The 24021-nt window shown below is 64.3% G+C and carries 17 protein-coding genes; 12 read left to right on the forward strand and 5 right to left on the reverse strand.

Annotated features, from left to right (window positions below):
- Nucleotides 1–14 precede the first annotated feature (14 nt).
- The 5 genes from E4662_RS01435 (at nucleotide 15) to E4662_RS01455 (ending at nucleotide 5857) form a co-directional block, all read left to right on the forward strand.
- Nucleotides 15–2384, forward strand: coding sequence for a DUF4384 domain-containing protein (locus E4662_RS01435; RefSeq protein WP_136439464.1), 2370 nt, complete (start codon nucleotides 15–17; stop codon nucleotides 2382–2384).
- A 158-nt stretch (nucleotides 2385–2542) separates the two neighbouring features.
- Nucleotides 2543–3316, forward strand: a complete 774-nt coding sequence (locus E4662_RS01440; RefSeq protein WP_168797862.1) for an OmpA family protein — start codon at nucleotides 2543–2545, stop codon at nucleotides 3314–3316.
- Nucleotides 3317–3383: 67 nt separating this feature from the next.
- Nucleotides 3384–4199, forward strand: coding sequence for an ABC transporter substrate-binding protein (locus E4662_RS01445; protein ID WP_136439466.1), 816 nt, complete (start codon nucleotides 3384–3386; stop codon nucleotides 4197–4199).
- 111 nt (nucleotides 4200–4310) lie between these two features.
- Entirely contained in the window at nucleotides 4311–5129 is an 819-nt protein-coding gene (locus tag E4662_RS01450) for an amino acid ABC transporter permease (protein WP_136439467.1), read from the forward strand.
- The gene (locus E4662_RS01455; protein ID WP_136439468.1) at nucleotides 5129–5857 is read left to right on the forward strand and encodes an amino acid ABC transporter ATP-binding protein; all 729 of its coding nucleotides are present in this window, start codon (nucleotides 5129–5131) and stop codon (nucleotides 5855–5857) included. Before E4662_RS01450 ends, E4662_RS01455 begins: the two co-directional genes overlap by 1 nt.
- A 295-nt stretch (nucleotides 5858–6152) precedes the next feature.
- On the opposite strand, the gene E4662_RS01460 is transcribed toward E4662_RS01455, so the two are convergent.
- Nucleotides 6153–7526, reverse strand: coding sequence for an FAD-binding oxidoreductase (locus tag E4662_RS01460; RefSeq protein WP_136439469.1), 1374 nt, complete (start codon nucleotides 7524–7526; stop codon nucleotides 6153–6155).
- A gap of 79 nt (nucleotides 7527–7605) precedes the next feature.
- Here E4662_RS01460 and E4662_RS01465 point away from each other — a divergent pair, with 79 nt between their 5' ends.
- The gene (locus tag E4662_RS01465) at nucleotides 7606–9279 is read left to right on the forward strand and encodes a chloride channel protein (protein WP_136439470.1); all 1674 of its coding nucleotides are present in this window, start codon (nucleotides 7606–7608) and stop codon (nucleotides 9277–9279) included.
- A 384-nt stretch (nucleotides 9280–9663) separates the two neighbouring features.
- Complete coding sequence (locus E4662_RS01470) at nucleotides 9664–9996, forward strand: hypothetical protein (protein ID WP_136439471.1); 333 nt, start codon at nucleotides 9664–9666, stop codon at nucleotides 9994–9996.
- A gap of 4 nt (nucleotides 9997–10000) precedes the next feature.
- Here E4662_RS01470 and der read toward each other — a convergent pair whose 3' ends face one another.
- The 3 genes from der to E4662_RS01485 form a co-directional block, all read right to left on the reverse strand.
- Entirely contained in the window at nucleotides 10001–11485 is a 1485-nt protein-coding gene (gene der / locus E4662_RS01475) for a ribosome biogenesis GTPase Der (protein ID WP_136439472.1), read from the reverse strand.
- A gap of 114 nt (nucleotides 11486–11599) precedes the next feature.
- Entirely contained in the window at nucleotides 11600–12934 is a 1335-nt protein-coding gene (locus E4662_RS01480; protein ID WP_136439473.1) for an outer membrane protein assembly factor BamB family protein, read from the reverse strand.
- Nucleotides 12935–13014: 80 nt separating this feature from the next.
- On the reverse strand, nucleotides 13015–13692 hold the full coding sequence (locus E4662_RS01485; protein ID WP_136439474.1) for a hypothetical protein: 678 nt from the start codon (nucleotides 13690–13692) through the stop codon (nucleotides 13015–13017).
- A 354-nt stretch (nucleotides 13693–14046) separates the two neighbouring features.
- Here E4662_RS01485 and E4662_RS01490 point away from each other — a divergent pair, with 354 nt between their 5' ends.
- Nucleotides 14047–15879 carry an efflux RND transporter periplasmic adaptor subunit gene (locus tag E4662_RS01490; RefSeq protein ID WP_240705084.1) on the forward strand — a complete coding sequence of 611 codons (1833 nt, stop codon included), beginning with the start codon at nucleotides 14047–14049 and terminating at the stop codon, nucleotides 15877–15879.
- Nucleotides 15876–19736 (forward strand): efflux RND transporter permease subunit, encoded by a 3861-nt coding sequence (locus E4662_RS01495; protein ID WP_136439475.1) that lies wholly within the window; start codon nucleotides 15876–15878, stop codon nucleotides 19734–19736. Before E4662_RS01490 ends, E4662_RS01495 begins: the two co-directional genes overlap by 4 nt.
- 276 nt (nucleotides 19737–20012) lie before the next feature.
- Here the strand turns inward: E4662_RS01495 and E4662_RS01505 are convergent, their stop codons facing one another.
- Nucleotides 20013–20219 (reverse strand): DUF2256 domain-containing protein, encoded by a 207-nt coding sequence (locus E4662_RS01505; RefSeq protein WP_240705085.1) that lies wholly within the window; start codon nucleotides 20217–20219, stop codon nucleotides 20013–20015.
- A gap of 66 nt (nucleotides 20220–20285) precedes the next feature.
- Between E4662_RS01505 and pepN the strand changes: the two genes are divergently transcribed.
- Genes pepN through E4662_RS01520 form a run of 3 tightly spaced genes read left to right on the forward strand, consistent with a single transcriptional unit; the run spans nucleotide 20286 to nucleotide 24003 of the window.
- On the forward strand, nucleotides 20286–22835 hold the full coding sequence (gene pepN / locus E4662_RS01510; protein WP_136439477.1) for an aminopeptidase N: 2550 nt from the start codon (nucleotides 20286–20288) through the stop codon (nucleotides 22833–22835).
- Nucleotides 22832–23575 carry an SDR family oxidoreductase gene (locus tag E4662_RS01515; RefSeq protein ID WP_136439478.1) on the forward strand — a complete coding sequence of 248 codons (744 nt, stop codon included), beginning with the start codon at nucleotides 22832–22834 and terminating at the stop codon, nucleotides 23573–23575. Before pepN ends, E4662_RS01515 begins: the two co-directional genes overlap by 4 nt.
- Nucleotides 23572–24003, forward strand: coding sequence for a hypothetical protein (locus tag E4662_RS01520; RefSeq protein ID WP_136439479.1), 432 nt, complete (start codon nucleotides 23572–23574; stop codon nucleotides 24001–24003). Before E4662_RS01515 ends, E4662_RS01520 begins: the two co-directional genes overlap by 4 nt.
- The last annotated feature ends 18 nt before the right edge of the window (nucleotides 24004–24021 follow it).

Raw genomic sequence — 24021 nt, forward strand, 5'->3', positions numbered from 1 at the left:
ACAGGAGAGACTTCATGAAAACCCCATTGTACGCCTCCGTTTTCGCCCTGCTGAGCGCCCCGGCTTTTGCCAATGACGCCATGCCGCTGCCCGAGATGGCCAGCGATCTGGACAAGGCCGCCTACGCGGTGCTCGACAAGCATTGCGCGCGCTGCCACCAGGATGGCGCGCTGAAGGAAGGCATGGACAAGGCCAAGTCCGGCTTTGGCCATGTGCTTGATCTCAAACGCCTCGCGCAGGACACGAAATACGTGATCCAGGGCCAGCCCATCGGCTCCAAGCTTTATGATGTGATTGGCGAATACAGCTTCCCGGCCATGCCGGACGATTGCACCATGTCCGAATGCTTCCCGACCGATGCGGAGATGAAGCTGGTCTCTGACTGGATCACCGAACTGGCCAACGCCGCGCCGCCCGCGCGGGAGTTTGTGCCCATGGAAGAGATGTTCGCGCTGGCCCAGGCGGACCTTGCCGCACAGCCCACCAACCGCCGCGACCAGATCCGCTACCTCAGCTTGCGCACGCTGCACAATGACACGGACGTCACGGCCGAGAACCTCGAAGGCTACACCGCCGCCACGGTCAAGCTGGTCAACGCCCTGTCGTGGAACCCCACGCCCTACCGCTTTGAACCGGTGGACCCGCATGGCGTGTTGATGCGCATCTACCTGCCGGAAATCGACTGGACCGCAGAGACGTGGGAGCATCTCGCCGCGCAATATCCCTATGCCATGAACAGCGGCACGGACCCGAACCTGAGCCAGCTTCAGCACATGGCCGGATCCCATGTGCCGATCATCCGCGCCGACTGGTTCGCCGCGACGGCCTCTGTCTCGCCGCTCTATTATGACCTGCTCGGTCTGCCCGACACGGTGCAGGGGCTGGAGGCCAAGCTGGGCCTGAGCATGGTGGCCAATATCAAGAGCGGCCAGGTGATCCGCGCCGGGTTCCAGAACTCGGGTGTGTCCACCAACAACCGCCTGATCGAGCGCCACGCGCTCAGCACCGGGTTCTTCTGGACGTCTTATGATTTCGCCGGCTCGAAGGAACGGCAGAGCTTCTTCGAGTATCCGCTTGGCCCGAAGGAAGCCTTTGGCGAAGAGCTGGCCTTCCAGCATGACGGCGGGGAGTCGATCTTTACCCTGCCGAACGGCTTTCACGCCTATTACCTGAACACCGAAACCGGCGCGCGTCTTGATGTTGGCCCGACCTCGATCGTGCGCGACGACGATTACAGCGACGGCACCGGTGAGGTGGTCAACGGCATTTCCTGCATTTCCTGTCACTCCAAGGGCATCCGCCTGAACGAGGACAAGGTGCGTGACGTGGCCATGGCCGACTTCTCGCTCTCCCCGGAATCGCGCCAGATCGTCGATCAGATCTACCCCGGTCAGGATGAGGTGGCCAAATACCTCGCCGCCGACACCGAGCAGTTCTTTGGCGCCATGCGCAGCGCCGGGCTGGACCCGGAGATCACCGCAGGCGGGCTTGAGCCGGTGCGGGGCCTTTTTGTCTATCACGTCGACCGTTTCATCAACTTCGCCCAGGCCGCCAATGAGCTCGGTATGAGCGAAGACATGCTGCGCCAGCGCGCCGGGTTTGTCGGCCATGACATGGCGAGCCTGATCCTGCGGCTTGACCAGTCGCCCATTGCCCGCGACGAATGGACAGCGGCCTATCCGGTGCTGCTGGAGAAGGTGACAGAGTACCGCCCGATCCCGCTGTCCAAGCCGAAGCCCGCGCATCTGACCGCTTCGGTCTCCAAGGTCATCACCGGTGCGGGCCACACCCCGCCGCCGCCCCCGCCCCCGGCACACAAACCGGCCCATGTGCCCACGTCTTATGATGATGCCGCCAAGGCGCCGCCGTTTGATCCCGGCCAGCACAGCGCGCCGCAGCAGAGCCATCTGACAGTCTACACCGACAAGCCGTCTTACAAGGTGGGCGAAGGTCTCAAGATCATCGTCGAGCCCAAGCATGATTGTCGCCTGACCCTGATCAACATCGACGATCACAAACGGTCCTGCGTGCTCTACCCGCATCCGGCTCTGCCAGACGATGTCATCCCCGGCGGCAGCCAGTATGTCTTCCCGCCGCGCGGCTCGCTGAAGACGCAATATGTCGGGGTCGAAACCATTCTGGCGATCTGCAACGGCGACAGCCACGCGATCCACGCCGAAACGCGCGACACCTCGCAGGTTTCCTGCGACGTCTCGCAGAACGCCAAGGGTGTCGGTGCCTACGAGACCATCGTGAACGAAGTGCTGGCGCTGGATCTGGGTGATGAGCACCAGACCCTGAGCGGCGCAAGCTTCAAGGCGGTCTCCTCGCACAATCCCCATGTGGCCAAAGCGCAAATTTCCGCGCCCGTCACGGCGCATTGAGGGAGGGTGGCATGATAGTTTTCTCTGAGCACAAAACAGGTTCGCACCCGACCTCGAGGGCGGGTCAGGAACTCGGCACAGACATCGCTCAAATGCACCCACGTTGCGGCTATTCAGGGGTTGCGCCACTTCGCACCCGCCCTGAGGGGCGAGGTCGGGTGCGAACCGGATCGACAAGCGATCCGGAGACAAGAGACCCAAGAAACGTCTTCACCTCTGCATTTGGCGCACTCATCCTGTCGCTGCTGCCCTTCATGGCTCAGGCCCAAACCGGGGAAATCTTCATCCCCGGCCAAAGCGAGGTGATGCAGCCTCCCGCCGCCCCGCAATCGGCCCTCGCCGCCTGCCTGTCCGAACCAACAGCGGCCAACTGCGCCGCCGTCTCGGACAGCGCCGAAGGGTTGGCCTTTGAAAGCGCCACAGGCTCCGCCATCCAGTTCGAAACGCTCGTGCTCGATCTTAACGACGGCCATGTGACCGCCCAGCCCGAGCCCCCCCAGCACGCGCCCGACTACACGGCACCTCCGCCGGACCACGGCAAAATCGCCCTGCCCGCCGTCGCCGTCACCATCGAGTTCGACTACAACAGCGCCCATGTCCGCGCTGACCAGATCGGCAAACTGGCTGGCCTGATCACCGCCTTTCAGGACCCGGCCCTGAGCGGCGCATCCTACGCCATTATCGGCCATACGGACGCCGTCGGCTCGCACGCCTACAATTGTGATCTGTCACACCGGCGCGCGACCTCTGTCACCGCCGCGCTGACCGGCGGTTACGTGACCCTGCCGCTCTATCCGGTGGGGTTTGGCGAACATGTGCTGAAAAACACCTATGATCCGCGCGCGCCGGAAAACCGCCGCGTGACCTTCATGCGCCTGCCCGCCTACCCTGAACAGGTTTTGGCCACGGCGGGCTCCGTCTGCGGCTATTGAGGCGAATCCACTGGACAAGACAGGCGGGCGGCGCAACTCTGGGGCAAAAGCCAACGGGAGCTGCCTCATGAAACTCTGGATCACCACCGCCGCCGCGCTTGTCCTTGCCACCGCCGCCACGGCACAAAACGACTGTGCCGCAGGCAAAACCCTGTCGGACGGCACGCTGACAATCGCCACCGGCAACCCGGCCTACTACCCTTGGGTGATGAACGATGCCCCGGAAAGCGGCGAAGGCTATGAAGCCGCCGTCGCTTATGCGCTGGCCGCCGAGATGGGCTTCTCCGCCGATCAGGTCACATGGACCCGTACCTCCTTCGATCAGGCGATCCAGCCCGGCGCAAAGGACTTCGACCTCAACCTCCAGCAGTTCTCCATCACCGAAGACCGCGAGAAAATGGTCGACTTCTCCGAACCTTACTACGCCTCCGCCATGGCCGTCCTGACAACGAAGAAAGTCGTCGAGGCAGGCGCCACCGCAACCCCGGACAGCCTGAAATCACTGATCTGGGGCGCAGACGCCAACACCACCGCCGTGCCCATGCTGGGCGAGTTGATCCAGCCGGAGAAAGACCCGCTGCTCTACGGTGACAACGCTGATGTCACCGCCGCCCTGCAGGCAGGCCAGATCGACGCCGCCCTCTTCGATCTGCCCACCGCGCTCTACCTCTCGGCGGTTGTCGTCGACGGCGGCACGTTGCTCGGTCAGTTCCCGGCGGCGCGCACAGAAAACCCCGATGAGTTCGGCATTCTGATGGAAGAAGGCAGCGCCCTGAAACCTTGCGTCGACGCCGCGCTCACAGCGCTCAAGGACAGCGGTAAACTGGCGGAAATCGAAGCCACATGGCTCGAAGAGGCCACCGCCGTGCCGGTGATCAAGTAATCCCGGTTTCTTTGGGCCACTAAATACCTCGGGGAGTCGCGGCCCAACGGGCCGCGGCGGGGCAGCGCCCCAAACAAAATTTCCCCCGAGAAATTTTCCCCTGCCGAGCAGATGACCACCCCAACCCGCCGCCAGGCCTTCGAGGCCAGACAACGCCGCCGTGCCACGCGCATCGCCGCCGCCTCCACCGGCGCGGTGATCCTTGCGCTGATCACGGTCATCCCGCTCGCCCCGGGCTGGGCGGCGGTCAAACGCAGCTTTTTCAACGCCGAGGTTTTCGCCAAGACCTTTCCCGGTCTCGCGCAGGCCTTCCTCATGGATGTCGCCATCTTCTTGTGGTGCGCGCCGCTCATCGCCGCGCTTGGGCTGATCGTCGCCCTGATGCGGGACATCCGCAGCCCGGCGCTCTACCCGCTGCGCCTTGTGGCCATCCTCTATACGGACGTCTTCCGGGGCCTGCCGGTGATCCTGGTGATCTACCTCATCGGCTTCGGCATCCCCGGTCTTGGCCTGCCGCGCCCGTGGAACTCGCCTTACCTCTGGGGCAGCCTTGCGCTGATCCTTGTCTATGCCGCTTATGTGGCCGAGGTGATCCGCTCCGGCATCGAGAGCATTCACCAAAGCCAACGGGCCGCCGCTCTCTCGCTCGGTCTCAGCCAGACCGACACGATGCGTTTCGTGATCCTGCCCCAAGCCCTGCGCCGGGTGGTGCCTGCCAATATGAACCTCTTTGTCGCGCTGCAAAAAGACGTGGCGCTGCTGAGCTTCATCGGCCCGGTCGAGATCTTCCGGCAGGCGGGCGTCTACAAGTCCCTCATGGCCAATTTCACCCCTTACGTGGGCGCCGCGATCATCTTTCTCGCCATCACCATCCCCGCCACGCGCTATGCCGATCACCTGATGAACAAGCAGCGAAAGGCGCGCTCGTAATGGACCGGCTGCATATGGAAAACGTGCAGAAGGCCTTTGGCGCGAACCGCGTGTTGGACGGCATTGATCTGGTGATCGAGCCGGGGCAGATGGTCTGCCTGATCGGCGCGTCGGGCTCCGGCAAGTCGACGCTCTTGCGCTGCATGAACCTGCTGGAGCCGATTGATGACGGGCGTATCGTGCTGGGTGCGCAGGACATTTCCGAGCCGGGCCTTGACCCGCAACCAGTGCGCCAGCGCATCGGCATGGTCTTCCAGAGCTACAATCTCTTCCCGCACATGAGCGCGATCGAAAACGTCATGCTCGCCCCGCGCCGGATCAAGAGCCTGTCCCGGGACGCCCTGCGCCCCGAGGTCACGGCGCTGTTCGAGCGCTTTGGTCTTGCCGACCGGATGGAACATTATCCGGACCAGCTGTCGGGAGGCCAGCAGCAACGCGTGGCGATCATCCGCGCCTTGGCGATGCGCCCCGAAATCATGCTCTTTGACGAGATCACCTCGGCGCTTGATCCCGAGTTGGTGGCCGAGGTTCTGGACGTGCTGCGCAGTCTCCGGGATGACGGCATGACCATGGTGCTGGCCACCCATGAGATGGGGTTTGCGCGAGAGCTGGCGGATGTGGTCTGCTTCCTCGATCAGGGCCGCATTCTGGAGATGGGTCCCCCGGAGCAACTCTTTGGCGCACCAAAAGAAGCGCGGACAAAGGCGTTTTTGTCGCGGGTATTGTGATGCCTTCTGGCAACCCGCCTTTCAGCGCCTGACTGTAACGCACAAGCCGCGCCATTGACGGGCCGTGGTGCGGCGATCTTCCCTCTGATCCCCTCGATTTATCGTAGCAACCAGCGCGCTAGGCCGGTGTAGCTCGATACGACCACCCAATCGCCGTGCCGCCACGCCAGAGGCGTACCGAGATCATGTCGGCGCACCTTTGGTGCGACGGGACGGCCCGTCGATGGCGCGGCGCCCTTCGGGCTTGATTCCGCGCAAAGGTGCCTAGAACTCTGCTGAAAAGCTCTATCCCAATTCAATTCCCGCGAACCAGTTTCCCGGGATTCATCAGCCCCTTTGGGTCAAGCGCGCGTTTGATTTCGCCCATCACGTCCCAGCCTGCGCCATGCTCGGCTTCCATCAGATCGGTCTTGCCCATGCCGATGCCATGCTCGCCGGTGCAGGTGCCGCCCAGCATCAGTGCGCGTTCCGCCATGCGGTGCGAGAGCGCCTTGGCCACGTCCAGCTGCGCTGGATCCTCCGGGTCAACGAGCAGGATCGCATGGAAGTTCCCGTCCCCCACATGCCCGAGGATCGGCCCGTTCAGGGGCGAGGCCGCGATGTCCATCTGCGTCTCTTCCACCGCCTGCGCCAGCCGCGAAATCGGCACGCAGATGTCCGTCACCACCGCCCGCGCGCCTTTTTGCGAGGCGAGGATTGCATAGTAGCCGTTGTGCCGCATAGCCCAGAGCGCCCGGCGCTCCTCTTCGCGGGCGGACCATTCAAACCGCGAGCCGTCATGATCGGCGACGATCTCGGCAAAGCGGTTCGCGTCCTGCTGCGTGCTCTCGCGCGAGCCGTGGAATTCCACCATCAGATGCGGCGCTTCGGGCATGGAGGTGCCCGCGTAGGCGTTGAAGGCGCGGGCGGTGTCGGCGCAGGCAAATTCGATGCGGGCCATCGGAATGCCCATCTGGATGGTCTCCTGCACCGCCTCCACGGCGCTGCCCATGTCCGGGAACGCGCAGATGCCGGCGCTGGTGGCCTCGGGGATGCCGTGCAGGCGCAGGGTCAGTTCCGTCACGAGGCCGAGCGTCCCTTCGGAGCCGACAAACAGCCCGGTCAGATCATAGCCCGCCGCCGATTTGCGCGCCCGCGTGCCGGTGTGGATCACCCGCCCGTCTGCCAGAACCGCGCGCAGCCCCATGACATTGTCGCGCATGGTGCCATAGCGCACCGTGGTCGTGCCCGAAGCGCGGGTCATGGCCATGCCACCAAGAGAGGCATTAGCGCCGGGATCGACCGGAAAGAACAACCCCGTGGCGCGCAGTTCCTCGTTCAGGGCCTCGCGGGTGACACCGGGCTGCACGGTCACATCCATGTCCGCCTGCCGGATCTCAAGAATCTTGTTCATGCGGGCAAAATCGACAACCACCCCGCCGCGCGCCGCCAAAGCATGCCCTTCCAGAGACGTCCCCGCCCCCCAGCCCACCAGCGGCACATCATGTCGCGCACAAATCTGCACGATCCGGCGCAGCTCTGCCTCCGATTCGGGCCAAACCACCGCATCGGGCAAGGTTTCGGGAAAATAGCTCTCGGATTGGCCATGCTGTGCCAGATCGGACTTGGAACGGCTCAGGCGTTCGCCTAGGACATGGGAAAGGTCTTCCAATGCCTGCGTGATCTGCATGACTGTCTCTCCAAATGTGTTAACGCACTGTAGCGGTCCCACGCGGCAGGGGGAAGTCGCGGGATAAGGGGATGCCTTTTTGTGGGGCTTCGTCAGAAAACAGGTACACCTTGCCGCGGTAAGTTCCTCGCGCGGCTGGGATCTGCTGCGCCACAAAGGCCCGTCGCAGATCCAGTTCTGGTTCATTGCGCTTGGCCTTGGCATCGCCTCCGGTTTTGCCGCCATCCTGTTCCGCTGGTCGATTGAAACGCTGCAGGCGTGGATCTACGGCACCGAAGACGTCAACATGCTGCACAGCTTTGCCGAAGGGCTGCCCTGGGTCTGGGTGCTTCTGATCCCGGTGGTCGGCGGGGTTGTGGTGGGCATCATCCTGCAGACCATGACGCCGGACGGGCGGGTGCGCACCGTAGCCGACGTGATCGAAGGGGCGGCGCTTGGCGACGGGCGGGTCGAGAAGAAAGCCGGGATCGCCTCGGCGCTTTGCGCGCTTGTGACCCTGTCGAGCGGCGGCAGTTCGGGCCGCGAAGGACCGGTGGTGCATATCGCCGCCATGCTGTCGAGCTGGGTTGCCAACACGCTGCGCGTCGATGGCATCACCGGGCGCGATCTTCTGGGCTGTGCCGTGGCCGCCGCTGTCTCAGCCAGCTTCAACGCGCCGATCGCCGGCGCGCTGTTCGCTCTGGAGGTGGTGCTACGCCATTTCGCCCTGCACGCCTTTGCCCCGATTGTGGTGGCCAGCGCGGCGGGCACGGTGATCAACCGGTTGTTCTATGGCGATGTGACGGAATTTGTGCTGCCCGGCACCACCACGGTGGAGTTCTACCTCGAACTGCCCGCCTTCTTCCTGCTGGGCCTTGTCTGCGGGCTGGTGGCGGTGATCACCATGCGCTCGGTGTTCTTTGCCGATGACTTCGAAAGCGCATTGCAGGACCGTATGGGTCTGCCGCGCTGGCTGCGCCCTGCGGTGGCCGGGCTGCTGCTCGGAGCGCTGGCGATCTGGTTTCCGCATATCATCGGGGTCGGCTACGAGACCACCTCGCGCGCACTCTCCGGCGGGCTGTTGCTGCACGAGGCCTTTATTTTTGCGGTGATCAAGGTCGCCGCTGTCGCCATCACCCTCGCCGGGCGCATGGGCGGCGGTATCTTCTCGCCCTCGCTGATGATCGGTGCCCTGACCGGGCTGGTGTTCGGCCATATCGCAACCGGGCTGTTCCCGGAAGCCTCGTCGGCCTTTACGCTTTATGCGCTGGCCGGCATGGGCGCGGTTGCGGCGGCGGTGCTGGGCGCGCCGATCTCGACCACGCTGATTGTCTTTGAGCTGACCGGCGACTGGCAGACCGGGCTGGCGGTGATGGTCTCTGTCTCCATGTCCACGGCGCTGGCCTCGCGTCTGGTGGATCGCAGTTTCTTCCTCAGCCAGCTTGAGCGCCGCAACGTGCATCTGGCCGCTGGACCGCAGGCCTATCTGCTCGCCATGTTCCGGGTGCAGGGGGTCATGCGCAAGCCCGATGACAAGCAGGCGGCGGACGAGCAGGCCTGTTTCGACATGATCGATCAGGGGCTCTATGTGCTGTCCTCGGCCACGCTGGAAACCGCCCTGCCGCTGTTTGACAAGAGCGGCGTGGCGTTCCTGCCGGTGGTGACATTGAACGAAGAAGGCCTGCCGATCCTGCAAGGCGCGCTGTTCCACGTGGATGCGCTCAAGGCCTACAACCGCGCGCTGGCCGCAACGGCGGCCGAGGAGCATTCTTAAAGCGCTGCGCTTTGGCCCGCCACGGCGGGGTCTGCCGGACAGGGGTTTGCCTTATATGTGATGTGAGAGCCTGAAAAAGGCGGCCGCCAAGATACGGATATTCATGGCCGGGGCGTTTATCTCCCGGCGTATTCGTCTGATCAGATCGAACATCCCCCGTTGGGGCTGCCGCTTTGGCTTTGTCAGAGCCTATGCGGATCAATCCGAAGTTCAGTTGGTACCGCGGGCAAGCCTGCCTTTTGCTTGTGAACAATCGGTTAGGGCAGCGTGCGGTGGGCTGGAGCTCCCCCGGATCAGCTCCGGGGCGGGTAGGGTCAAGCCCTTGCCCAACGTCGCGACCAGCCGCTAGGCTGGGCAAGACGCTGCCAACAAAAGGACTGACCGATGTTCCTGCGCCCTCTTGCCGCCGTGACCCTTGCCGCCCTGCCGACACTCGCCGCAGCCGATCTGACCGGTCAGTACACCGTTGCCGGGCGCAATGCGGATGGCTCGACCTACACAGGCACGCTGGCTCTGAGCCAGGACGGCATGACCGTTGCCGCCGACTGGCTGGTGGGCGGCACGGCCTACTCCGGCTACGGCCCTTTGGAGGGTCGGGTGCTGACGATCAACTGGGCGCCGGGCCAGCCGCCGGTGATCTACGTGACCATGTCAGACGGCACCCTGCACGGCACGTGGGCCGACGGGCTGGCGCTCGAAAAAGCCACGCCGAAATAAGGGATTAACTCCGCTCGCCGCCCTTCTTGGACTGCAAGCCGCCAAGGTGCTTTTTCAGCGCCCCGGCGTTCTTCTTGCGGCGTCCCTTGAACGGGTTCTGATCGCTTTGACCGCGCATGCTGAGCCGGATAGGCGTGCCGGGCATGTCGAAGTCTTCGCGCAGCCCGTTGACCAGATAACGCGAGTACGACGCGGGCAGTTTGTCCGGGTGTGAGCACATGACCACAAAGCCCGGCGGACGGCTCTTGGCCTGGGTCATGTAACGCAGCTTGATGCGCTTGCCCTGCGGCGCGGGGGGCGGATGGCGCTCTGTCATGGAGGCGAGCCAGCGGTTGAGCTGCCCTGTCGGCACGCGGCGATTCCACACGGTATAGGCATCCATGACCGCCTGTTGCAGCCGGTCGAGGCCCTTGCCGGTGCGGGCCGAGACCGTCACCAGCGGCGCGCCACGCAGCTGCGGCAGAAGGCGTTCAAAGCTCTCACGCAGATCGCGCATTTTCTGCTGTTTGTTGTCCTCGATGTCCCATTTGTTCACGGCGACAACCACGGCGCGGCCTTCGCGTTCGGCAAGGTCGGCGATCTTCAGGTCCTGCACTTCAAACGGGATGGCCGCGTCGAGCAGCACAATCACCACTTCGGCGAATTTCACCGCGCGGATGCCGTCAGAGACAGACAATTTCTCAAGCTTTTCCTGCACCTTGGCCCGCTTGCGCATGCCAGCGGTGTCAAAGATGCGCATGGGCACGCCGCCCCATTCCTGCTTGACCGAGATGGCATCGCGGGTGATCCCGGCCTCGGGGCCGGTGAGCAGGCGGTCTTCGCCAAGGATCTGGTTGATCAGCGTGGATTTGCCCGCGTTCGGGCGGCCCACGACGCAGATTTGCAGCGGCTTGGCTTCGGTCGGCATGGGGACGGCGTCATCGCCTTCCTCGGCCTCTTCCTCGCTCAGCGAGACTTCCACTTCGGGCGCTTCGGCGGCGGCACGGCCTTCGAACTCTTCGGAGAGCGGCAGTAGCTGCGAATAGAGGTCATTGAGACCCTCGCCATGCTCCGCAGACAGGCGGATCGGCTCGCCCAGACCAAGACTGTAGGCCTCGATCACACCGCCATCTGCGGCAGCGCCTTCGGCCTTGTTCGCAGCCACGATGATGTGCTTGGCGCGTTTGCGCAGGATCTCGGCAAACACCTGATCATCCGGCAAAATTCCGGCGCGGGCGTCCACAAGGAACAGGCAGACATCGGCCATGTCCACGCCGCGCTCCGTCAGGCGGCGCATACGCGCGGGCAGGCTGTCGTCGGTTTCGTTCTCAAGCCCTGCGGTGTCGATCACGGTAAAGCGCAGATCGCCCAGACGTCCTTCGCCTTCGCGCAAATCGCGCGTTACGCCGGGCTGGTCGTCGACCAACGCGAGGCGTTTGCCCACAAGGCGGTTAAACAGGGTCGACTTGCCGACGTTGGGGCGTCCGACAATGGCGAGGGAAAAGGACATGAGGCTTGCTCCGCATTCAAGTCGCGCGGCTTACAGGAATTCTGTTGGCGATGGAAGGGGGCGCGATGGTGAGGCCGGATTCTTTGGAACAGCCCCGAGCCGCCGCCTGACCCTTTACCGATAGGCGTGCAGCGTGCCGTTGCCGGAAATCACATACAGGGTGCCACCCGCGACCACGGGACGCGTGGTTGCGCCGCCCTTGATCTCGACACGGGACAGTTCCGCGCCGTCTTCGGGGTTGAAGCTGCGGATAAAGCCATCTGAGCTGGCCACGATCAGACGCCCGCCCGCAAGGATCGGGCCGTGGTTGGCAAAGGCCGCATCGCGACGGCGCTGCGGGTTGCGGCGCGTCGGGACATAGCCCGGCAGGTCCACCGCCCAGATCGTCTCGCCAGTGGTGGCGTCCAGACGGACCAGTTCGTTGCGGTCACTGACAAAGGCAATCGAATCGCTGCCAAGCGGCCAGGCCTGCCCAAGCGCGCCTTCGCGTGCGGTCCACAGACGATCACCGTTGGCCACCGAAAGCGCCACGAAGCGCCCCGAGTGGTTGCCCGCGTAAACCGTATCGCCCACGATCACCGGATCGCCGGTGATGTCGTCGATGCTGGAAAGCGCCACACCGTTGCGACGGCCGAGAATTTCCGCGGTCCAGAGCTTCAGGCCGCCTTGCAGGAAAGCGCCCTGCACCGAGGCGTTGCCAAAGGCAAAGACCACGCGTTTGGCGCCAAGCGCCGGGGCGGGCGCGCCCGCGACATTGCCCACGTCGCCGGTGCCGTCCATCTGCCAGCGGATGCGGCCCGTGTCCGCCTCAAGCGCCCAGGCAAGGGCGTCGCCGGAGACGAGATAGACCAGCCCGCCGCGCACCGAAGGCGCGCCGGTGGCGGTGTTGCCAAGGCGCTGGGTCCAGATCTCCGTGCCGTTCGACGGATCGAAGGCGGTGACGGTGCCAAAGCCGGAGGACACGTAGAGCTGGCCATCATGATAAGCGATGCCGCCGCCCTGTGCCTGATAGTTCTTCTCGCGCAGCGGGGTCAGATCATGGCTCCACAGCGGCGCGCCGGCGGTGGTGGTGGCGCGCACGACAAACTCGCTGTCCATGGTAAAGACGCGCCCGCCCGCGACCACAGGGTCCACGTTGAGACGTTTGCGGCGGCTGTCCCCTGCCCCGATGTTGACTTCCCAGACCGGCTGGAAGCTGCCGGAGAAGGCGGCGTTGTCGGTGCGGGCAAAGGGCGAGACCGCGCTTTGCGCCCAGTCGGCGTTGCTTTGCTGCGCGGGCAGCGAAACGGCGCGGGCGAGGTTCTCAGCGGTGTCGGCCAGCGGGTCGATCCGGGTTTCCAGCACGTCGCGCACGCCAAGGCGCTCACCGGGCAGGATTTCCTCGCGTTCTTCGCAGCCTGCGAGCGCGATCAGGCCAAGGCCCGTGACCAGAGTTGCCGTGCGCAGCATATCCTGCCCCCTTCACTTGCCGCCCCATGCGCCGCCGATTTTTCGCGGCGATCCGGAGACGGCTTGAAATACCTACCCGTTCAGCTGTCCTGAACGTCGACCGTCAGATCGTCCAAAGACCCGCCCAAGGCCACAATCAACTGAGACGCGCGGCGGCGCAAGCCTGCCGTTGCCTCCGAATCCTGAGCGATGCTTTTCAGCCGCTCCAAAGCCGCGTCCGGATTGCCCACCTCGATGTCGATCAGCGCAAGCTGTTCCTCGGCCAGAAGCCGCAGCGGCTGGCCAGGCACCGCGAGCGCCTCAAGCCCGGCGCGGCGATCGTCCACCGTCAGCGCATCGGCGCTGCGCGACAGCGCCTTGTAGCTGGCGATCTGGCGGTAGATCTGCGGCACATCGGCGTTGTTCGCCACCGCCTGCAACTGGCGCACGGCTTCGACGTCGCTGCCAGCCGCGCCTTTCTCGGCGGCGATCAGCATGTCGAGCACGGCGCGCGCGCCCGGCTCATCGGTGGCAATCTCGTCCAGTGCGGCGATACGCGCGTCCGGCTCCGAGGCTTCGAGCGCTGCCGTGATGGCATCGCCAAAGCCCTGCGCCTGCGCCTCGGCCTGCGCGCGGCTGTATTCGCGCCAGGCGGTGCCGCCCACCAGAACCACCACGGCCAGAACGGCAATCCAGCCGTATTTCTTCATCGTGGCAAAGAGTTTGTCGCGGCGGACCTCTTCGGTCACCTCGTCAATGAAACTGTCGGTATCGCTCACAGGGCGGCTCCCATTCGCGCCCGTCACGCGGGCCTGGTTGCCCTCTCTTATCGCGCGGAAGCGGGACTGCCAAGGCATAGGCCGCGCGCGGATCGGCGGAAATTCACGAAGCGAGATGCGCAAAATCCCGGCGCGCACAGAGAATTGTGCGCCTATGCGCAACAAACCGCCATGTTTTCACACAAAACACCATGTTCTGCGGCGCTCTGCGCCTTGAAGGCCCTTCAGGGGCGCACTAAACTGAACCAAACGGTTCAGGAAAGTCGCCGGGGGCTGAGTCTCCTTTTGCGCGCAGGAAACAAGAGGCCCCGCATCTGATTGGTCTGATCGCGGGGCAAGGATTGAGAGACAACAATGCGGGTACTTCCCATAGCAACGGCCATCGCCGTCTCCGGCTTGCTTTACATGGTGGTGATCGAGCGTGACACGCTGAACGCGGCGCTTTCCGGTGGCAGCGCCGAGCCGGAGGCAACGCAGGAGGCTCCGGCGGATACGGCCACGGCAGAGACTGGCGGTGATGACGCGCCGCTGATCCGGGTGATGGCCGTGGTTTCCGAGGCGCGCGAAGTGGACAGCGCGGTGATCCTGCGCGGCGAGACCGCCGCCCTGCGTCAGGTCGAGGTGCGCGCCGAGACCGCGGGCAAGGTGGTGAACGAGCCGCTGCGGCGCGGGGCGCTGGTCGAGGAAGGCCAGCTTCTGTGCGAGATTGACCCCGGCACGCGCGGCGTGTCCTTGCAGGAAGCGCAGGCCCGGCTGGCCGAAGCCAAGGCTCGCCTGCCCGAATCCCGTGCCCGCCTTGCCGAGGCTGTGGCGCAGGAACCCGCAGCCCGCGCGTCGATCCTTGAGGCGGAAGCGGGTGTGCCAGCCGCCGAAGCCAGCCTTGCGCAGGCACACGCCGGTGTGCCCGCCGCCGAAGCTGCTCTGCTCGAAGCGCAGGCCCGCCTGCCCGAAGCGGAGGCCCGCCTGAAAGAGGCGAAGGCCATGATTCCCGCCGCAGCCGCCTCGTTGAACCAGGCGCTGGCCAATGTGCCCGCCGCCGAAGCCGCGCTGGCGCAGGCCGAAGCGGGCAAACCCGAAGCCGAAGCGCGTCTCAAAGAGGCGCAGGCACGGGTGCGCGAGGCGGAAATCAGCCTCAACGCCAACTCCAAGCTGAACCAGCGCGGTTTTGCCGGTGAGATTGCGCTGGCCTCTGCTGAAGCCGCCTTCGAGAGCGCCAAGGCCGGAGAGCAGACCGCGCTGTCCGGGGTCAAAGGCGCCGAGGCCGCCGTGGAACAGGCCCGCGGCAACCTTGAAGGGGCCAAGGCGCAGGTCGAATCGGCCCGCAGCCAGGTCGAAAGCGCAGCCGCCTCCGTGCGCGCCGCCGAAAGCCAGATCCAGAACGCCAAGGCCGGCATCGAAAGCGCGCGCAGCAATATCGAGAGCGCCCGCGCCGCCGTTGAATCCGCCAAGAGCCGCCTTGAGGGCGCGCGCGCGGCGGTGAGTTCCACCAAGGCGGCGCTGGAAGGCGCAAGCGCCGGGATCGAAACGGCCAAGGCTGGGGAAGAGAACGCCCTGAGCGGCATCCAGAGTGCCGAAGCGGCGCTTGCCACGGTGGGCAAGGACATCCAGCGCCTGAGCATCCATGCGCCTTTCGCGGGCGTTCTGGAGAGCGACACGGCGGAACTTGGCGCGCTGCTGCAGACCGGCGGCGCCTGCGCCACGGTGATCCAGCTCAACCCGATCAAGATCGAAGGTTATGTGCCGGAACAGGACGTGGCCCGCGTGATGCTTGGCGCACGCGCCGGGGCGCGGCTGGTGGATGGGCGCGAGGTGGTTGGCGAGGTCAGCTTTGTCTCGCGCAGCGCCGATCCGGTCACCCGCACGTTCCTTGTAGAGCTGACCGTCGACAACTCGGATCTGTCGATCCGGGACGGCCAGACCGCCGAGATCGCCATCGAAGCCGAAGGCGCGCCTGCGCACCTGCTGCCGCAATCCGCGCTTGCGCTCAACGATGAGGGCAAGCTGGGGGTGCGCACGGTGGATGCGGAGAACCACGTTCGGTTCCAGCCCGTCACCCTGATCCGCGACACACGCGACGGGGTGCTGCTGGGCGACATGCCGCAAACGGTCAACGTCATCACCATCGGCCAGGAGTACGTCACCGAAGGCGTGCGGGTTGAGCCGGTGTACGAGGAGGTCACCCAATGACCGGAATCATCGACTGGGCTGCCGATCGCGCCCGGATGATCGTCGCCTTCATTGTGCTGTCGATCATCGTTGGAGGATACTCCTACGTGAGCCTGCCGAAAGAAGGCGAGCCGGACATCGAGATTCCGGCGCTCTTTGTTTCGGTCCCCTTCCCCGGCATTTCCGCCGCCGATGCGGAGACGCTTCTGGTCAAGCCGATGGAGACGGAACTGTCCGATCTCGACGGGCTCAAGAGCATGTCCGGCACCGCCGCCGAAGGCTATGCCGGTCTGGCGCTGGAGTTCGAGTTCGGCTGGGACAAGACCAAGATCATGGCCGACGTGCGCGATTCCATGAACACCGCCGAGGCGGAGTTCCCAGATGGGGCCGAGAAGTATTCGATCAACGAGATCAACTTCTCCGAGTTCCCGATCATCATCGTGAACCTCACCGGCCCGGTGCCGGAACGCACGATGAACCGCGTCGCCAAGGACCTGCAGGACCGGGTTGAGGCGATTGACGCGGTGCTTGAGGCGGGGATTGCGGGCAACCGGGACGAGATGCTCGAAGTGCTGATCGACCCGCTCAAGCTCGAAAGCTACAACGTCACCGCCGCCGAACTGATCGACGTAGTGCAATACAACAACCAGCTGATCGCCGCCGGTGAGGTGGAGAGCGAACAGGGGGCCTTTGCGGTCAAGATCCCGTCGAGCTTTGACGAGGCGCAGGACGTCTATGACCTGCCGGTCAAGGTGAACGGTGACCGCGTGGTCACGCTGGGCGATCTGGCCACGATCAACCTGACCTTCGAAGACCGCGCGGGCACCGCCCGGTTCAATGGCGAGACCACGGTTGCGTTGCAGGTGGTCAAGCGCAAGGGCTTCAACATCATCGACACCGCAGAAGCGGTGCGCGCAGTGATTGCCGAGGCCGAAAAGGACTGGCCCGAAGAGCTGCGCGCGGTGCTGGACGTGGGGGCTTCGAACGATCAGAGCCGTCAGGTCGAGAGCATGGTCAGCCAGCTTGAAGGGTCGGTTCTGACCGCCATCGCACTGGTGATGCTGGTGGTGCTGGCCTCGCTGGGGCTGCGTCCGTCGCTGCTGGTGGGTTTCTCCATTCCGACCTCCTTCCTGCTGTGTTTCCTGCTTCTGGCGCTGATGGGTGTGACGATTTCCAACATCGTCATGTTCGGCCTGATCCTTGCGGTAGGGATGCTCGTGGACGGGGCCATTGTTGTGGTTGAATACGCGGACAAGCGCGTTGCCGAAGGCACTGGCCCGATGCATGCCTATGTCGAAGCCGCGCACCGCATGTTCTGGCCGGTGGTCTCCTCGACCGCGACCACGCTTTGCGCCTTCCTGCCGATGCTCTTCTGGCCCGGTGTGCCGGGGCAGTTCATGGGGATGCTCCCCGTGACGCTGATCTTCGTTCTGTCCGCTTCGCTGGTGGTGGCGCTGGTCTACCTGCCGGTCATGGGCGGCGTGCTTGGCCGTACCGAACGCTGGTTCAAGAACCGCATCACCCAGATCGCGCATCTGCCGCTGCTGGCGCATGTGGGCTTGCTGATCATCGCTGCGCTGCCAATCGTGGCGGCGGGCGCTTTGGTGCCGCAGCTCTTCACGCTCATGGGGGGTCAGTTCGGCACCATGGACGGGGCGAACATCCTTGGCTCGGTTGTGCCGACCTTCCTGACCGTCTTCCTGCTGGCGCTTGGCGTGGTTTTCCTCGCGGCGCTGGCGCTGGGGGGCGCGCTGACCTTCATGCTCAGCCTTGCCGCCATTCCGGCGCGCATCGGCGACGGTCTGACGGCTTTGCGTTACCGCGTCTTTGGTCGGCCCAAGCCCAAGGCGATCAAGTCCGGCTATCGCCGCAGCCTGTTCGGCCGCTTCATCGCGCTGTTTGCCACCAACCCGGCGGGGCCGCTGGTGATTGTGGCGACGGTCTTTGTCATGGTCGGTTCGGTCTTCATCTATTACGGCAACAACAACAACGGCGTTGATTTCTTCGTCGAAAGCGAGCCGGAACAGGGCATCGTCTATGTCCGTGCGCGCGGCAACCTTTCGCTGGCCGAGAAAGACGCGCTGGTGCAGCGAGCCGAGCGCATGGTCATGGCGCATCCCGGTATCTGGACAGCCTTTGCCTTTGCCGGTGAAGGCGGGCTCGACAACAACACTGGCGGCGCGCAGCCGCCCAAGGACACCATCGGTCAGGTCCAGTTCGAGACCATCGCATGGGATGATCGCCCGGACGCAAGCGAGCCGTGGTTCACCATTCCGATCATCAATCACACGGTGATGAAGGCGATCAAGGCTCCGGATTACGACGGCGATCTGATCATCGACGAGCTGACCGCACAGCTTGAGCAGATCCCCGGCGTGAAGGTGGAAATCCTTGCGCAGGCGCGTGGCCCGGCCAGCGCCAAACCCGTGCACCTGCGCATCAAGGGCAACGATTGGGACGAGCTTCTGACGGCCACCGGTCTTGCGGCGGATCAGTTCGCCGCCCTGCCCGGCCTGACCCAGATCGAGGACACGCGCCCCCTGCCCGGCATCGACTGGCAGATCGACGTGGACGTGGAAAAGGCGGGCCGCTATGGCGCAAACGTCGCCACTGTCGGCGCGATGGTGCAGCTGGTGACGCGCGGCGTGCTGCTCGACACCATGCGGGTGGACAGCTCGGACGAGGAGATCGAAATCCGCGTGCGCCTGCCCGAAGAAGACCGCGTGATGTCGACGCTCGACACGCTGAAGATCCGCACCCAGGGCGGCCTTGTGCCGCTCGCCAACTTCATCACCCGCACCCCGGTTGAGAAGCTGGCGGAGATCAACCGCGTGGATCAGCAGCGCTACTTCGACGTCAAGGCGGGCGTGGCTGCGGGCCTGTCCAAGCTGACCGATGAGGACGGCGCGATCTGGGCCACGGTGCGCCGTCTGGACGATGCGCCGTCGCAGGGCGGGGCCGAGTTCGCCGCGCCGAACGGTGATCCGCTGGAGCTGGTACAGCTTGGCGCAGGGCGCACGCTCGACGCGGTCAAGGCGGAGATCAGCGCGCTCAGCCTGACCCCGATCGAGGCCAACGAACGCATCGCCACGCTAACGGCATGGCTCGAAGCCAACCCGCTGCCTGCGGGCGTGACATGGGAATGGACCGGCGATCAGGAAGACCAGGCAGAAAGCCAGGCCTTCCTCGGGCAGGCCTTTGGCGCGGCGCTGGGGCTGATGTTCATCATCCTGCTGGCGCAGTTCAACAGCTTCTACAACTCCGTTCTGGTGCTGCTTGCCGTGATCCTGTCGACCACGGGCGTGCTGATCGGGATGTTGGTCATGGGTCAGTACTTCTCGGTGATCATGACCGGCACGGGCATCGTGGCCTTGGCGGGGATCGTGGTGAACAACAACATTGTTCTGATCGACACCTATCAGGATTATTCGCGGTTCATGCCCCGGATCGAAGCCATCGTGCGCACCGCCGAGGATCGCATTCGCCCGGTTCTGCTGACGACGATCACCACCATGGCGGGCCTTGCGCCGATGATGTTCGGCCTGTCGGTGGACTTCTTTGGCGGCGGCTACTCCGTGGACAGCCCGACGGCGCTGTGGTGGAAGAACCTCGCCACGGCGGTGGTCTTCGGCCTTGGCATCGCGACGGTGCTGACGCTGGTCTTCACCCCGTCGATGCTGGCGCTGCGGGTCTGGGCCACGACCTACGCGCTGTGGTTCGCCCGCCTGCTGGCCAAGCTCTCACTGGGCAAAACCAGCAAAGCGGCCCGCAACTGGGCGCTGAATCGCGAAGCTGCCCGCACCAAGGCGCCGGAAATTGTCTGGACCGACGAGGTGGTGGAAGCGCCGAAAGGGGCCCCTCTGCGCGCCGCGGAGTAGCCCCCTCCCCGTTCCGTTAACTTGAAATTAACGGGGTGGGGTGATATGTTTTGAGAACACGGATTGTGGACGTTCATGAACGCTCCATTTCTAAATGCCCCCGGCGTGTTGCAGCACGCCGGGGGCGACCTTTTTCAGCCCATGAAAATCATGACTGCTATGGTCAGAACCATCAAAGTGATGGTCAGTACACGGAATGTGTTTTCCTTCATGTCTACTCCTTTCCACGCCAGTTTTGGCGTGGTTAACGAGTAGCAAGCGGGCGTTGAGAGAGCGTTAACCCTCCATACGCAGCTTTTGCCTATCGCGCCTGCAACGCTCCGAGCAATAGCGCACCTCTTCCCAGACCTTTGCCCACTTCCTGCGCCAGACAAACGGCCGTCCACAGGTGGCGCAGGTCTTGCTCGGCAGGTCGGATTTCTTGCGCTGCTTCATGGACAGGGACGTAGATCGCTCCACCTCAATTCCAATACGTTGCGCCATTGCAGACCTCCCCACACCCGCCTAACACTTGTTCTGACACACCCTATTCGCCCCGAAAGGTCCGCCATGAAAGACGCCGCCCCCACCACCATCTATCTCAAGGACTACACCCCCTTTGGCTGGCAGGTGGAGGATGTGCATCTGACCTTCCGCCTTGCCCCGCATGCCACGCGGGTCATCGCCAAAATCCACTTCTCCCCCAACCCAAACGCCCCGGAGCAGGACTTTTTCCTGCATGGCGAAGAGCTGACCCTGATCCGCGCGGCCATCAATGGCGAGACAGTCACGCCCGAACAAACGGACGGCGGCATCACCTGCCCCGTGCCGAGCGGCGCGTTCTTGTGGGAAGCGGAGGTGGAGATTGACCCGGCCAACAACACCGCACTGGAAGGGCTTTACATGTCGTCGGGCATGTATTGCACGCAGTGCGAGGCCGAGGGGTTTCGCAAGATCACCTATTATCCCGACCGCCCCGATGTGATGTCCGTTTTCACCGTTCGCGTGGAATCGGACATGCCGGTCATGCTCTCGAACGGCAATCCCGGCGCGGCGGGGGACGGTTTTGCCGAATGGCATGATCCCTGGCCAAAACCGGCTTACCTCTTTGCTCTGGTCGCGGGCGATCTGCGCAATCACCCCGATACCTTCACCACCAAATCCGGCACCAAGGTAGACCTCAACATCTATGTCCGCCCCGGTGATGAAGGCAAATGCGCCTTTGGCATGGAAGCGCTCAAGGCGTCGATGAAATGGGACGAGGACGTCTATGGCCGGGAGTATGATCTGGGTGTGTTCAACATCGTCGCGGTGGATGACTTCAACATGGGCGCGATGGAGAACAAGGGGTTGAATATCTTCAACTCTTCCTGCGTGCTTGCCTCCCCGGAGACCTCCACAGATGACAACTTCGAACGCATCGAGGCGATCATTGCGCATGAGTATTTCCACAACTGGACCGGCAACCGCATCACCTGCCGCGACTGGTTTCAGCTTTGCCTCAAGGAAGGCCTGACCGTCTTCCGCGACGCGCAGTTCACCTCCGACATGCGCGGGGCGGCGGTCAAACGGATCAACGATGTGCGTGATCTGCGCGGGCGGCAGTTCCCCGAGGATCAGGGCCCGCTGTCGCATCCGGTGCGCCCGGAAAGCTTTCAGGAAATCAACAACTTCTACACCGCCACCGTCTATGAGAAAGGCGCCGAGGTCATCGGGATGCTCAAACGGCTTGTCGGGGATGAGGCCTATTCATCGGCACTGGACCTCTACTTCGACCGTCACGATGGCGATGCGGCGACAATCGAAGACTGGCTGCGCGTGTTCGAAGACAGCACGGGCCGCGATCTGTCCCAGTTCAAGCGCTGGTATTCGCAAAGCGGCACCCCGCGCCTGTCGGTGACGGAGGCCTGGGACGACGGCACCTTTACCCTGAGTTTCGAGCAGCACACGCCGCCCACCCCCGGTCAGGATGAGAAGCTGCCGCAGGTGTTGCCCATCGCCGTGGGGCTGCTGTCGCCGAATGGGGATGAGATACAGCCTACCACCGTTCTGGAAATGACTGAGGCGAAACAGTCGTTTGAGTTCAAAGGCCTGAGCGCCCGGCCCATGGCCTCTGTCCTGCGAGAATTCTCCGCCCCCGTGGTGCTGACCCGCGAGATGAGCCGCGAGGATCGCGCGTTTCTGCTGGCCCATGACACGGACCCGTTCAATCGCTGGGAGGCGGGCAATGTGCTCGCCCGCGAATGCCTGCTGGGCATGATCACGGACGGGGCCACGCCCGACACGCTCTGGCTCGACGGGTTGGAAACACTCCTGCGCGACAGCACGCTTGACCCGGACTTCCGCGCCTCCATGCTCGATCTGCCGGGACAGGGCCAACTGGCACAGGAGTTGCACGAGCGCGGCCACACCCCGGATCCGGACGCGATTTATGACGCGCTGCAAACCCTGCAACAGTTCCGCGCCGAACGCTGGGCGGACCTCTTGCCGAAGCTGGCCGAAGAGGCGCTTGTCACCGCCCCCTACGCCCCGAATGCCGAACAGACCGGCAAGCGCGCGCTTGGCAATGGGGTCATGCATCTGATCAGCCGTCTCGATGGCGGCAAGGCGGCGCAGGCGCGGTTTGACGGGGCCGACAACATGACGCTGCAACTCTCCGCCCTCGCCGCGCTGTTGCGCGCCGAAAAGGCCGAGGGCGCGCTGCAGGCGTTTTATGAGCAATGGCAGGATGACCGGCTGGTGATGGACAAATGGTTTGGCCTGCAAGCCGGCATGGCCTCCCCTGCGCGCGCCGTTGAGGTGACCAAAGCTCTGACAGAGCATGAGAAATTCGACTGGACCAACCCGAACCGCTTCCGCTCGGTGCTGGGCAGTCTGATTGGCAACCATGCGGGCTTCCACCGGGCCGATGGCGCGGGTTATGCGCTGCTTGCCGATTGGCTGATAAAGCTGGATGACAAGAACCCGCAGACCACCGCCCGCATGTGCGCCGCCTTCCAGACGTGGAAACGCTATGACGCCGGGCGGCAGGCCCATGCCAAGGCCGCGTTGGAGCGGATCAAGGCCAAGCCGAACCTCAGCCGGGACGTCAACGAGATGGTGACGAGGATTCTCTCATGAGCAAAACCCTGATTGTCACCGGCGCCAGCGCCGGTATTGGGGCCGCGACCGCGCGTATGGCGCCGTCGAAAGGATATACGGATGTGGTGGTCCACTATGGCCGGGATCTGGCGGGGGCCGAGGCGGTGGCAAAGGACGTCGAGGCCGCGGGCGCCAAGGCTCATGTGATCGGCGCGGATGTGGCGGACATGGCAGCGGTGGCGGCGATGTTCGCGCAAATCGCGGCGCTGCCCCCTGCCCCGCTGCACCTTATGAACAACGCAGGGATCGTGGCCCCAAAGGCGGGCATTGCCGATCTGACGCCGGAGCGGGTGCATCATGTCTTTGCGGTGAATGTCTTTGGCGCGCTGGAGGTCTGCCGCCGTGCTGTCGGGCAAATGCGCGATTGGGGGCAAGGCGGGAGTATCGTGAATATCTCCAGCGTTGCCGCCCGGCTCGGCGCGCCGAATGAGTACACCGATTACGCCGCCGCCAAAGGGGCGATAGACACGATGACCACAGGCATGGCCGTGGAACTTGGCCCCGAGGGCATTCGCGTCAACTGCCTGCGTCCCGGCCCGATCGAGACGGAAATTCACGCCAAGGGCGGCCAGCCGGACCGGCTCAAGGGCATGGGCGACAAGATCCCGCTGGGCCGCGCAGGCACTGCCGAAGAGATCGCCGCCTCTGCACTGTGGCTGCTGTCGGATGAGGCGTCTTATGTCTCCGGCGCTTTCCTTGATGTCGCGGGCGGGCGGTGAGCTACAAGTTCGAGCGCGCCGGCCGCAACCTGACCGCCATTCTGACACTCGGCGTGATCTGGGGGGGCCTTGTGCTGGGCCTGCTGTGGCTGAGCGCCTCGCTCTGGATTGTTGGCGGCCTCTTTGCGGTGACATTGCCGATGCTCTGGGACGTCATCCGGAACCGCGCCGCCGGGCTGGAGATGGACGAGACGCAGATCCGCTGGTGGAGCGGGCGCCATACGGGAGATGCGCGGCTCTCCGCGATTGACCATGTGCGATTTGACACGCGGCTGGATCTGTCCGTTCGGGTGCGTTTGGTGCTGAAAGGCCCCGCCGCCCGCCGCGTGCAGATCCCGCAGGACGCTCTGCCACCGCATCAGGACTTGCAGGCGGAGCTGGAAGCGCGCGGCGTGCCTGTCAAACGGCACTATTTTTCATTGATGTGACGGGCGCGAGACGCGCCA

The sequence above is a fragment of the Pacificoceanicola onchidii genome (assembly GCF_004804335.1).
In the GTDB taxonomy this organism is placed as follows: domain Bacteria; phylum Pseudomonadota; class Alphaproteobacteria; order Rhodobacterales; family Rhodobacteraceae; genus Pacificoceanicola; species Pacificoceanicola onchidii.